The 12846-nt window shown below is 42.6% G+C and carries 9 protein-coding genes; 7 read left to right on the top strand and 2 right to left on the bottom strand.

The features are described from left to right. Positions 1 to 21 precede the first annotated feature (21 nt). The 7 genes from KTO63_RS23650 (at position 22) to KTO63_RS23620 (ending at position 10770) form a co-directional block, all read left to right on the top strand. Positions 22 to 1398 carry a redoxin family protein gene (locus tag KTO63_RS23650; RefSeq protein ID WP_217794446.1) on the top strand — a complete coding sequence of 459 codons (1377 nt, stop codon included), beginning with the start codon at positions 22 to 24 and terminating at the stop codon, positions 1396 to 1398. Between the two features lie 217 nt (positions 1399 to 1615). Then, the gene (locus KTO63_RS23645) at positions 1616 to 2206 is read left to right on the top strand and encodes an RNA polymerase sigma factor (protein WP_217794445.1); all 591 of its coding nucleotides are present in this window, start codon (positions 1616 to 1618) and stop codon (positions 2204 to 2206) included. 85 nt (positions 2207 to 2291) lie between these two features. Further along, on the top strand, positions 2292 to 3308 hold the full coding sequence (locus KTO63_RS23640) for a FecR family protein (RefSeq protein ID WP_232373314.1): 1017 nt from the start codon (positions 2292 to 2294) through the stop codon (positions 3306 to 3308). Between the two features lie 38 nt (positions 3309 to 3346). Then, a complete protein-coding gene (locus tag KTO63_RS23635) occupies positions 3347 to 6865 on the top strand; it encodes a SusC/RagA family TonB-linked outer membrane protein (RefSeq protein ID WP_217794443.1) in 3519 nt (1172 codons plus the stop codon). Positions 6866 to 6884: 19 nt separating this feature from the next. Beyond that, positions 6885 to 8330 carry a RagB/SusD family nutrient uptake outer membrane protein gene (locus KTO63_RS23630; RefSeq protein ID WP_217794442.1) on the top strand — a complete coding sequence of 482 codons (1446 nt, stop codon included), beginning with the start codon at positions 6885 to 6887 and terminating at the stop codon, positions 8328 to 8330. Between the two features lie 17 nt (positions 8331 to 8347). Further along, entirely contained in the window at positions 8348 to 9109 is a 762-nt protein-coding gene (locus tag KTO63_RS23625; RefSeq protein WP_217794441.1) for a DUF4843 domain-containing protein, read from the top strand. Between the two features lie 125 nt (positions 9110 to 9234). Next, complete coding sequence (locus KTO63_RS23620; protein ID WP_217794440.1) at positions 9235 to 10770, top strand: PKD-like family lipoprotein; 1536 nt, start codon at positions 9235 to 9237, stop codon at positions 10768 to 10770. Positions 10771 to 10937: 167 nt separating this feature from the next. Here the strand turns inward: KTO63_RS23620 and KTO63_RS23615 are convergent, their stop codons facing one another. Both KTO63_RS23615 and KTO63_RS23610 read right to left on the bottom strand, forming a co-directional pair. After that, the gene (locus tag KTO63_RS23615) at positions 10938 to 11369 is read right to left on the bottom strand and encodes a DUF1493 family protein (protein ID WP_217794439.1); all 432 of its coding nucleotides are present in this window, start codon (positions 11367 to 11369) and stop codon (positions 10938 to 10940) included. Positions 11370 to 11373: 4 nt separating this feature from the next. Continuing rightward, entirely contained in the window at positions 11374 to 12843 is a 1470-nt protein-coding gene (locus KTO63_RS23610) for an amidohydrolase family protein (protein ID WP_217794438.1), read from the bottom strand. Between the last annotated feature and the right edge of the window lie 3 nt (positions 12844 to 12846).

Genomic DNA, 12846 nt, shown 5'->3' with positions numbered 1-12846 from the left:
ATAAACTATAAAAGCTTTATAATGAAGAAATGCTCTGCTTTATTGCTGCTGATGGCAGCTTGCTACACAACCGTACTCGCAACCGTACCACCCGCGAAATTGTTTTTACTGACCGGCTCCTTTCAAAAGAATTATACTGCCGACATGATGCTGATGAAAGTGCATGAAGGCAAACGCATTCCCATTGCCACCGCAAAACCCGGCAAGGACAAGGATTTCGCTTTCGCACTCTCCAATCCGGAGGAAGGTTTTTACTATATAGCAGAAGGCAAAGGCAACAATCCCGTGAGGATCTATGTAAAAAGCGGAGATGCTTTGTCAGTCGAAATAAATGACGAGGGTTACAAAATGATAACCGGCTCGCAGGAAAACAAACTGCTGGCAGATTGGGCCGCAGCGTCCTCTGTTATTGCCCGCCCTGCATTTCAGTTTACAAAGATCAACATGGAATACCAGGAGTATTTTAAAAATCTGAATGTTTTTTTACCCGAGGCAAAAAAGTTCAATCAAAAAATCACCACGCCCAATAAAAAATTCAACGCACTGATGAAGATGGCGGTTGACATGGATGTGGAGCTTGATGCCATGCATTACTTGCTGGTACCACATTCTACGCATCCCACAAAAGCAGAGTATCCCGATTTTTACGCTCAGATTATAAAAAGTCCGAAATACACTTCTGCTTCTGTTTTGCAACTGGGGGAAACAGTTGAGTACATGGGAAACTACTCAACCTTCTGCACACTCATGGGTGACAGGAATGCACCTGCTCCGGCAAACCGCACCGAATGGGCAGCGAACCTGTTTGGCAATGACACTTTGAAAGGAGCGTATGTAGCCAACAACATGAGTCGTTTCAAGTCTTACGAAGAGTTTACAAGCACTATTGATCCTTTAAAAAAATACCTGGTAACCGATTCAATGAAAGCTGCGTATTTCAATACCATGAAGGCGATGAACAACTTTAAGAAAGGAAGTGCTTCTTACAATTTTTCTTATGAAGATATTAACGGCAACAAAGTGAGCATGAATGATCTCAAAGGAAAGGTAGTACTGATCGATGTTTGGGCCACATGGTGCGGCCCATGCAAAAAAGAATTGCCATTCTTAAAAACATTGGAGGAAGAAATGAAGGACAAGAATGTCGTGTTTGTAAGCATTTCCGTAGATGAACTGAAAGACAAAGAAAAATGGAAAACCTTCGTGCAAACGCAGCAACTGGGCGGCACGCAGCTATTTGCCGCGGGCTGGAGCGACATCGCAAAATTCTACGACATCAACGGCATTCCACGTTTTATGGTGTTTGACAAAGAAGGAAAGATTGTGACTGTAGATGCGCCAAGGCCGTCGGAGGCAGCGTTGAAGACGCTATTGAATGAAACACTAAGAGAAAATTAACAATTAATAATTAATAATTAACAGGGCCGCCTTTCTTCCGAATATCGTATTACTGACTGTTTAAAAATAAAACCACTTGATTTCTCTTTCGGATGCAGCACCTATTAATTTTTAATTATTAATTATTAATTGTTTCAAAAGCGCTGGCTCACCACCAGTGCTTTTTTGATATAAACCAACTATATGCTATCTTCATTTGCTAACTGTTGAGAATCTAATGAACGACTCTGGCATGGAACAGCCGCAGGAGATGTGGGCTGCATTTTTAAAGGGCGATGATAGTGGTCTGGAAAAGCTTTACCAGCTTTACTTCGATCAACTATATGCCTATGGCTTCCGATACTGCGCCGATGCAGTATTTGTAGAAGATGCCATCCAGGACCTGTTTATAAAGTTCATCAATACCCGCCACAAGCTCACACTGCCTGTATCTGTCAAAAACTATTTATTCCGTTCGTTTAAAAATCTGCTGATCGACAAACTTCGTGCAGAAAAAAGATTGAGCGCCAACGATTCTCCCTTTGAATTTACACTGGCAGTAGATGACACGGTAATGGAAAAAGAACAGGCAATGCTGCTGCAGCAAAAATTGCAGAAAGCAATGGAACAACTCACAGCAAGACAACGGGAAGCCATTTATTTAAGGTTCTATGAAAATTTTTCTTACCAGGAAATTTCTTCAATCCTCGATCTTTCACCTAAAGCCACCTATAAGCTAATGGCCAGGTCCATAGAGGCTTTGAGGGTCATTTACAAGGCAGGGGCCGCCATTATTCTTTGGGCTTTGCAGGCTTCTTTTTTGTTTTGAAAAAAAATATTTTAAAAAAGTTGTGAACCAGTGGGGTAAAAAAACAACTCTAACCGTCTTTATAACAATTACTCCTTTGAAACGTATGAAGCAATACCGGAATTATACTGTAGAAGATATTTTGCTCGATGATGATTTTCTCGCCTGGGTGCACGGCGAACAAAATGCCCATGCGCGGGCCTGGGAGAACGCAATGGAGGAACATCAGCAATTGAAATCGTTTTCAGAGGAAGCAAAAGTTTTGCTTGGCACCATACAACCATCGGCCATACAATCAGCGGCTGGCGCTCAGTCCAGGGTGTGGGACAATGTTATTGCAATGGCGGGCAAACAACCTGCTAAAGTAGTAGGAATGAACAAATGGTGGAAATATGCAGCAGCAGCCGTGGTGATCGTTACAGCAGGAGCGGGGTATTGGTGGAGCATCAATCGCGATGTAACAGTGACAACAAGATACGCAGAGATGAAAAAAGTTGAGTTGCCCGATCATTCCATAGTTACATTGAATGCAAACTCGACACTACGTTATTCTAACAAATGGAACACTGGAAAGCCACGTGAAGTATGGCTGGATGGCGAGGCATTCTTTGAGGTTAATCACGTCAACGGCTTTGAAGTTACAAAGGAGAGCAGCAGGTTCATTGTACACACGGACCAGTTAAACGTACAGGTTTTGGGAACATCCTTTAACGTAGACAACAGGCACCAGATAACGACTGTGGCGCTTAACAATGGTAAAGTGCAGCTCGATTTGAAAGACAATGAACGTTCCAAAATAGTGCTGGCACCGGGGGACGTAGTAACGTTCTCTGCTTCAAAAAAAATACTGCTGAACCAAAAGGTAGTGCCGGATAAAATTAGCGCCTGGAAAAACAACAGGCTTGAATTCGACAAAACACCAATGAGAGAGGTGATCACAATGCTTGAAGATAATTATGGTTTTAAAGTGAAAGTGGAAGACGATGAGGTGTACAATAAAACCATATCAGGTGCTGTTTCCACCGAAAATGATACGATATTGCTCGCTTCAATCAGTGCTGCTATCAACATGCAGCTGGAGAGAAAGGGAAAAGAAATCGTGATTCGCAACGAACAACCTTAGCCGCTTTTTACATACTTTTTTTCAAACCAAAAACTGACATGAGAAAACATCTTCTGTGTTTTATCGCCTCCGCATGCGTGGCGGTGTCGCCAGGGTATATACCAGCCCAAAACATAGCCTACGCGCTGAACACCAATTCCCGCGTACAAATAACCGCTGCTACGGCAGACAGTTCTCTCAGGGACCTCTTGCAACAGGTACAAAAACGCTATCACATCAACTTATTGTTTGAAGATAAATTAGTCAATGGCATTTCCGCCAATTATGATCTGGCTTCATCAAACGAACCCGTAGAAACGGTTTTAAAGAAATTAGTTCAGCCACATGGATTGAAGGTCATCAAGATCAATGACACCAATTACAGTATCGTTTCAGGAAGAAAAAAAACTACGTACGTAAGACCGACAACCACTTACAATGTAGCAGACACAGGCGGGGAAAGGATCATCGTGAGGCAACCTGGTCCGCCAGACATCGTCAATGTTCAAGCTATGGCTGCTAAAGTCTACGGCGATAAGATCTTAATAACAGGAACTGTAGTAAACGAAAATAACGAGCCATTGCCAGGTGCATCAGTCTTCGTAAAGGGCCGGCCAAACAATGTTACAAGAACCGATGGTACAGTTATGGTTGGCAACGTCAGAGCGCTTGGCGGCATCACAAATGAAGCGGGAGAGTTTAAAGTTTACCTGCCAGAAAACACCAAGGAAATCTTTGTACAGTATGTAGGATACGAAACGAAAACCATTGAAATCGGCAACAAAACGAATTTCTTTGTTGCCATGAAGAAGGCCAGCAAAAAGCTTGATGACATCGTTGTAACAGGAATGTTCGGTAGAAAAAAAGAAAGTTTTACCGGTGCCACTGCAACATTTACTGGAGAGCAATTAAAAGTTGTCGGCAACCAGAACCTCATTCAAAGCCTCAAAACCCTTGACCCATCTTTCATTGTAATGGACAACAACGTGCAAGGCTCTAACCCCAATTCCTTGCCAAACATTGAGATCCGCGGTCAAAGCAGCATCAGCAGCAGTGCTTTAAAAGACGAATTCAACTCAGACCCCAACCAACCTTTATTTGTACTCGATGGCTTCAGGGTTTCTCTGCAGATAATCAATAACCTTGACATCAACAGAATTGGAAGCGTTACCATTCTTAAGGATGCAGCATCTACGGCACTTTACGGTGCACAAGCCGCAAATGGCGTGGTGGTTATTGAAACAAAAAAGCCACGTCCCGGGAAGATGCGTCTTTCTTACTCCGGCGATTTCAACGTGCAGGCTCCTGATCTTTCGGGTTACAACATGATGAACTCAAAGGAAGAATTACAGTTTGAAAAACTGGCGGGCCGTTATACCATGGGACCAAACACCGCATCATGGGCGAACCAATACTACCTCGATGATTTGTACAGCAAGCACCTCGCTTTGGTACAACAAGGCACTGACACGTATTGGCTAAATGAACCGGTTCAAACGGGATTTACTTCAAACACGAATTTATATGCAGATGGCGGAGACGCCACAACCCGCTATGGCCTTGGATTCAACTACAAAAATATTTCCGGGGTAATGAAAGGCTCCGGAAGACAAAACTGGGGAGGCAGCTTTGATTTTAGCTATCGCAAAGGAAAATTCAACCTCTCCAACAAACTTTATCTTAACGGTTACAATGCCACTGAGTCGCCCTATGGTTCTTTCTCAAACTTTGTAAAAGCACCGGCTTATTTTCAAAAAAGAGATTCATTAGGCATTGCTCAAAAATACCTCGAAGTAAGCAAAGATTATTTAGGCTCTACATTCTATGTGTTCAACCCATTGTACAATGCGTTGTTACCAAGCACCAACAGTACAAAGTCATTTGGCTACAATGAAAATCTGCAACTCATTTACACCATTCTTCCTGAGTTGCAATTGCAGGGAGCCATTTCCATTAACCAGAATACAACTACCGGAGTTACTTTTATTTCCCCTGAAAATACTTTGTTCCAGGATAGCAGCATTTTTACCAAAGGAAAATACACCAACAAAAAGACTAGCGGATTCAATTACCAGACAAACGTGATGCTTACCTATGGCAAACTATTCAACGGTGTACATCAGGTAACTGCCAATCTTCGTGCAGAAGCAGAACAGACAAGAAATGAAATGATTTCTTTTACTGCAGTAGGTTTCCCTGCAGGAAGCACAGGCAATCCCGCTTTCGCGTTTAGTTACCAGAACAATTCCAAACCAAGTTCCACAACTTCTGTTTTTCGTCGCAACAACCTGCTTGGAAGTTTAAACTATTCGTTTGACAACAGGTATTTTGCAGACTTCACGTATCGTCTCGATGGATCAACGGCCTTTGGTTCTGATAACAAATTCAGTCCTTTCTGGTCAATAGGAGCAGGATGGAACATCCATAATGAAGCGTTCCTTAACAAAGCAAAATGGTTGAATACATTGCGCTTAAGAGCTTCCGTAGGAACAAGTGGCAACCAAAATTTTGGAGCCATCACTTCGATAGCTACGTATGTGTATGACAGTTACATCAACCAATTCGGACAAGGTGTTGATCTTGCGACACTGGCAAATCCGAATCTTTCATGGCCGCTTACAACTTCAAAAAACTTAGGTCTCGACTTACAGGCATTTGAATCAAGATTGTCATTAACAGGTAATGTCTATACCAAAGTTACTGATCCTATGATCGTTATGGCGCCGTTGCCTTCTTCTACAGGCATTAACAGTTACCCGCTGAACACCGGCACATTATCTACAAAGGGAATGGATCTGGGCGTTGGTTATAAGATCATCAACAACCTTAATAAAAGGATCATGTGGACGCTGGGTGGAACCATTGGAATGCTCGAAAGCAAATTTCAAAACTTCAACAATACGCTCGCGGGTTTAAACAAACAAAACCAGTTAAATAAATCGCTTGAAAGATATATCGATGGAAATAGTCCAACCGATATATGGGCAGTGCGTTCTGCAGGCATTGATCCCTCAACAGGGCAGGAAGTATTTATTAAGAAAGATGGTCAATACACGTTTACTTACGATGTAAATGATGTGGTAAAAGTAGGCAACACACAGCCGAAGGCGCAGGGTGTAATCAGCACCAACTTTCGCTACAAAGGTTTCACATTCAGTGCAGCGGTACGTTATAGTGTTGGTGCAAGCGTATACAATTCCGCACTGTTCAACAAAGTTGAAAACATCAGCTATCTCTCTGTCGGTAACAACCAGGACAAACGTGCATTATACGACCGCTGGCAAAAGCCGGGAGACAACGCTCCGTTCAAAGGAATTTATCTCGTAACGTCAAAATTAGAAGGAGCTACGCCCATCTCATCCCGCTTTGTACAAAAAGAAAATTATATATCCGGTGAGTCATTCAGTCTTGGGTATGATTTCCTTGGTCAGAAATGGATCAAAACACTGGGCATGGAAAGTTTCAGGATCACTGCTTACGCAAATGACATTTTCCGAGTGTCCACGGTACAAAGAGAACGCGGCATTGAGTATCCTTTTGCCAATACATTTTCCTTCAGTGTAAACGCAGCATTTTAACCCTTAAACAATTGAAAGAATGAAAAAACTAACACTATATATTTCAGTTCTGCTGCTGATGATAGCGTCACTATCGTCCTGCAAAAAATGGTTGGATGTAAAACCTGAGAATGTGTTCACCGAGCAGCAAATATTCAGCACACCACAAAGTGTGTACCAGGCACTGAATGGCATTTACCTGAGCATGTCGAAATCCAGCATGTACGGCGCCAACCTTACCATGTTGGTTCCGGATGTAATGGCGCAATACTACAACGTTGGCTCCAGCCATAAATACTATAACTTCTCATCATACGGCTTTTCCCAGGATGTCGTAAAAACGGTAACTGACGAAATTTGGACGAGCTCTTACGTGTGCATTACCAACGCTAATAGTTTTGTTGCGCAGCTTGATAAATATAAAGGCGTCGTTACACCTTCGCAGGATTCAATACTAAGAGGAGAGGCGATAGCACTGAGGGCATTTTTCCACTTCGACATGCTTCGTTTGTTTGGGCCGATGTACAACACGGCAGATTCTATTTTACCATCGATACCTTATTACAAAAAAACAGGTTCGTCTTACAATGGTTACCTGCCTGGCAACAACGTTATGGACAGCGTGTTGGATGATTTGAAAACAGCGGAAGCCCTTTTATCAAACGATCCTGTGATTACGTTTGGCGTAGCCGGAAATCCTGACCCTAATACCGATGCATTTTTCAGGAACAGGAACTTGCGCATGAATTACTACGCAGTGAAAGCTTTACAGGCAAGGGTATACATGTACAGGAACGATAAGGCAAATGCTTACCAGACTTCGCAGTTGGTCATTGCAAATGCACAGAAATATTTTCCATGGATAACATCCACTGCAGTTCTTTCAAATAAAGATAATGCTGACAGACTGTTTTCTACCGAAATGATCTTCGCCGTTCAATCGCTTGAAATGTATGGTAACTATAACAAGTATTTTGCACCGGCAAATTCAGACGGTTCAATACTTGCACCACTCGACGGCCGCCTTAATACAATGATGGAATCTTCCACCTATCCAAACGATTACAGATTGAACCCTTGCTGGATCTACCCGACAGCGAGCAGCAAATCCTACAGAACTTTTTACAAGTTCGCAGATGTTTCCAATACAGACCTCAAATTCCGTTATATGATGCCATTGATCCGCATCAGCGAAATGTACTACATCGCGGCAGAAACAGCACCGGACAATGCCACGGCGTTTGGGTTACTTAACACAGTGCGCTATAACAGGGGAGACGCCAACATTCCGGGCACTGCGGTACTTGCAACAGAAATAAAGAAAGAATATCAAAAAGAATTTTACGGTGAGGGACAGTTATTTTATTACTATAAAAGAACCAAGACTACAGCGATTCCGAACGGCTCTGCAACGTCGGGCAATGTTACGATGGATAAAACAAAGTATGTAGTGCCAATCCCTCAGTCTGAAACAAATTTTCATTGATCTTTTAAAACAGAAATATGCAAATGCTAAAATATACAGGCGCGTTAACATTACTCTTGCTCATGTTTGCAAGTTGTAAAAAACAAGGCATAATGACCTACGAGGGCACAAATGATGTGTACTTCAGGTCCAACTATGCAAACAGTGTAGATACCGGAGTAGTGTCATTTGGTTTCACCCTTTCAAGTATAAAGGACTCCATTGTAAGAATTCCTGTTGCTATTATGGGACAGGTTTCCAATCAACCACGGTCAGTGAAAGTAATCATTGCAGACAGTTCTACAGCCGTTGCAGGAACTCATTACGATGCATTGCCTGACTCATTCAAAATAAGAGCCGGCAGAACGGTTGATACATTATACCTGAAAGTGCATCGCACAGCAGATCTTCAACAGAAAGGCGTTAGTATTATTTTGTTGTTGCAAGACAACAGTAATTTTTCTACAGCGATGCAATGGAAGATCACCAACAGCATAACCGGCGCACGTTTCAGCTATATCAAATACAAGATCATTCTCAACGATATTTTAGAAAAACCAGCACAGTGGCTCTCCGGGTACCTGGGTACATTCAGCCGTACAAAAGTTTATCTGATGTCGCAGGTACTCGGTTTATCGCCCAAAGAGATCAGCGATATAATAGGTCTGAGCACTTCAATACCTGTGCAAAACTATTACGGCCGCACAATGCAAATTTATCTCAATCAACAAAAAGCAGCAGGAACGCCTGTTTACGAAGACGACGGTACGTTGATGGCAATGGGTGCCTCTGTGCAATAGAAATCGGGAGTTGTTAGTTGATAGTTGTTAGTTGTTAGACTTCAATGACGACTATTCAACCCAAAGTCTAACAACTAACAACTCAAAACTCAGAACTCAATACTCAAAACTTCAAAACGAGCTTCATGTATATATATAAGAAAACCTATTGGCTAATTGCTATAACAATGCTCACAATGCTGGGCGCATGCTACAAAGACAAAGGCAACTATTCTTACCAGGATATCAATCAGATTTCTGTAACGCTCGACAGCAGCTACGTCGTTGTATATGGCGAGAAGCTTAGCATTAAGCCCATCCTGAAATTGACGATGGACACAGAGGCAACCTCCTACGACACTGCAAAATATTCGTATGAATGGTCAACGCTGGACGGTGGCGCGTTGTACGCCAGCCAAAGAAAAATACTGGCAAAAACGCATGACCTGGATGCCGCTGTTGTTATTCAGCCGGGCGCAAATTATACTTTGTACTACAGGATCACCGATAAAAAAACTGGCGTACAGGCGCAAGGCACTGCCAGGCTTTCCGTTGTAACCAGCATATACGAAGGGTTTCTCGCTCTATGCGAAGTAAACGGAAAAAGTCGCCTTGACATGGCTTCATTTAATAAAGGTGCATACACCATTATTCCAGACGTTCTGGGTTATACAGGATCTCAACTACCGACGACAGCAAAACCTGTAGGTGTAACCTTTTTCTTCCAGGCCGCAATAACCAACACTAGTGCTACAAAAGGCATTTATATCAGCACGGAAGATGGTACAAACCGAATAGATCCCGAAACTTTCAAATGGGATCTGACAATGAATATCCAAACTGATATGCTTTCGAAGGTACCATCGAATTTCTCTGCAGATGCATTTATGCCAGGTAGCAGTTGCAGTTACATGCACAGCCCGGCAGGAAATCTATATTATTATTTGCGCACTTACCAGATGTATTTTTCCAGCATCATTAACATTGCAACAGGAGAGACCGATCCATTTACAGCATCACCGTTTATGGCCGCAGCACCCACGCAAGCAGACTTATACGGCACTGTGCTATACGATACAAAAAATAAAAGATTTTTGCGTCACGTTCCAGGAGCAACAACCTGCTCGCCCATGCCAACAAGTATGCCTTTGTTTGACTACAAAACAGGCATGGATCTCACCTACATGGAATGGACGCCTTACAATGGAGGCGAGGTAACAGCAGTACTGCGCAACGTGGAAGCAGGCAAATCATATCTTGCAAAATTTACACTGTCATCATCCATCAATCAAACTTACTATGCAGAGATCACTGCAACAGATTTTGACAAGGCTGAGAAATTTGCAGTAAGCCCCGACTTTAGTTATTTGTTCTATAACGTAGGAGGCAAAGTGTACGAATACGATCTTGGACTTAAGAAAAGCACCCTAATGATCGATCAGCCAAAGCCTGTTACACTTTTAAAGTTTCAGCATTTTTTCAGTGGTGCGTATACATCCGGAAGCACAGGCAAACAAATACTGTACAACAAGCTGATCGTTGCTACTCATGATGGTGTAAGCGCTACGTCCGGCGGCACAATTGACTTTTACAACGTGCCACAGGTAAATGGTCCGTTAACACTATTCCAAAGCTTAACAGGATTCGGAAAAGTTAAAGACTTGACGTACAGGGAACGCTAAACGCTTAATGCCTAACGCTCAACGCAAAAGCAAAGAGTCCGGCAGAGCTTGAAGCTTCCCGAACAATTAACAGGAATAATTGCCTCAAATATCTCTCGTGTGTGAAGCCCGCTGCAAAGCGGGCTTTTTATTTTGGTAACGAATTGTTGTGAAAATATTTTGCTGTGCTATCTCTTTATACAGGTGTAAACGCCAAAAGCAATAAACAACAAAATCACAACCAGGTTTATAAGACCGTCGTATCGTCTTTTAGGTAGCGTATGCGGGGGATAGGTAAGACTCCACTTCCCGCTATTGGCACTCTCCAACATCACTCGTGGAGTTACAGGAATATGTTCAACCTGTTCATAAGGAGCCTTAAAAAATGCTCGTCCAATACTATTTTCGTATCCCTCTTCTTCTGTGTGAAAATACCACAGATACGAACTCATGTCCACTTTAAACTTTGCGCAATACTCAGACATTAGTTCATCAAAATCATCGCCCCAACATCCCAGATCATTTGATATATCACTGTCTGGCTTTATTTCTGAAACGTCACATCCCGATTTCTCTGCAATAAGATTTACAATTTCGTCCAGTGTATAGGGTTCAGTCATTTTGCTAATTTAAATCACGGATAAACAGAGTGGTGTCCTTATCCACTTGAATATTTAATCTTTTAACTTCTTCCAACTGATCCTGTAAATATATTGACGAAAGAAAACGTCCATGTAAAACCACCCCATTTATTTTCCTGGTGTTGGTTATATCTTCCAGCGGATTACTATTCAGCAAAACAAGATCTGCAACTTTGCCTTTTGCAACGCTGCCGTATCTGTCGGTAATTTTAAAAAATGTAGCAGGGTTTACGGTCGCGGTTTGCAATGCTTCTATGTTAGACAAACCTCCCTTCACAAGCAGTTCCAGCTCATCATGTAAACTAAAACCGGGATAAACATACGGGTTGGTAAAATCGGTGCCAGCAAGCAACTTCACACCGTTCCTTTGCAAAACAGCGGCCATAGAAAGCCACAAGCCGTATATCTTTTTCTCTGCTTCGAATACAGCTTTGCTTTCCCCATCAAAAGTGTAGTTCCCGTTTGGGTTCCAATACGCTACCGTATATTTACTGAGATAAGGATTATACGAAGTGTCGATCATCACTGGATTGTCTTTGTAAGCACCACCTCTGAGCACCGTAAACGTAGGGCATATCCATGAATTGTATTGGCTTAACTCTTTTGCTATTTGCTCAAACTTTTTTGGATTGTAGGTGCGCAGTACGAATTCATCATACCCCAACCATGTATTTATACTGCTGTCCTTCACTTTATCAGTGATCACGTCCATTAAATAATCACTGCTGTCAGAAGCTAATTCTATCATGCCCATCATATGCTCCTGGCTATACTGCCCGGCCTTTGCAGCTTCAAGTATAGTCACTCTCCATGGCACATGTCCCTCGAAAGCAAAGTGCTGCTTGTTGCAAACCTCTGCCAGTTTGAAATAAATATCGCGTGGCAAATTTTGATACACCTTAATAAAATCATGATGCTCCCTGTAATGCAGAGAGTCAACAATTCGTTGAACATCCGCCACTGTCTTTATGGAAAGCGACCTGTCCCATACCGGTTTTGGCCCATCTACAATGGGGCCCGACGAAAATATTGTCGGCCCGTTGATCGCGCCTTCTTTGACTTCCTTTCTCCATGCGGCAACGGTTTTGGCGTCATCCCACATTTCACGCACACCAGTAACACCATTGCCAATCAGCAATGGGAAAAAAAGCTTGTCTCTATACTTTGTAACCGCATGTCGGCTCCACATATGAACATGCATGTCCCATAGGCCGGGAATTAAGTATTTGCCACTACCATCGACGACCTGCGTTTTTGCAGGAAATTTCGTTTGGTTGTGGGCAATCTTAATGATGAGGGAATCATGGATCAATACATCCATATCGCTCACTATTTTCCCCGACTGAACATCGACAATGTTCACTTTTTTAATGACGAGATCATGCGTTTGTGTGTAAGAAAAAAGGCGGGCGAATAACGCCAGCAAAAACAGGAAGAAGGTTTTGGGCTGCATAAC

The sequence above is a fragment of the Pinibacter aurantiacus genome (assembly GCF_019130065.1).
GTDB classification, from domain to species: Bacteria; Bacteroidota; Bacteroidia; order Chitinophagales; family Chitinophagaceae; genus Pinibacter; species Pinibacter aurantiacus.
This window is presented reverse-complemented; position numbering and strand designations above follow the sequence as displayed.

What these genes read in the sequence shown, in the direction of transcription:
- KTO63_RS23650 (WP_217794446.1), top strand. Translation starts at nt 22, where the DNA reads ATGAAGAAATGCTCTGCTTTATTGCTGCTGATGGCAGCTTGCTACACA.
- KTO63_RS23645 (WP_217794445.1), top strand. Translation starts at nt 1,616, where the DNA reads ATGAACGACTCTGGCATGGAACAGCCGCAGGAGATGTGGGCTGCATTT.
- KTO63_RS23640 (WP_232373314.1), top strand. Translation starts at nt 2,292, where the DNA reads ATGAAGCAATACCGGAATTATACTGTAGAAGATATTTTGCTCGATGAT.
- KTO63_RS23635 (WP_217794443.1), top strand. Translation starts at nt 3,347, where the DNA reads ATGAGAAAACATCTTCTGTGTTTTATCGCCTCCGCATGCGTGGCGGTG.
- KTO63_RS23630 (WP_217794442.1), top strand. Translation starts at nt 6,885, where the DNA reads ATGAAAAAACTAACACTATATATTTCAGTTCTGCTGCTGATGATAGCG.
- KTO63_RS23625 (WP_217794441.1), top strand. Translation starts at nt 8,348, where the DNA reads ATGCAAATGCTAAAATATACAGGCGCGTTAACATTACTCTTGCTCATG.
- KTO63_RS23620 (WP_217794440.1), top strand. Translation starts at nt 9,235, where the DNA reads ATGTATATATATAAGAAAACCTATTGGCTAATTGCTATAACAATGCTC.
- KTO63_RS23615 (WP_217794439.1), bottom strand. Translation starts at nt 11,369, where the DNA reads ATGACTGAACCCTATACACTGGACGAAATTGTAAATCTTATTGCAGAG.
- KTO63_RS23610 (WP_217794438.1), bottom strand. Translation starts at nt 12,843, where the DNA reads ATGCAGCCCAAAACCTTCTTCCTGTTTTTGCTGGCGTTATTCGCCCGC.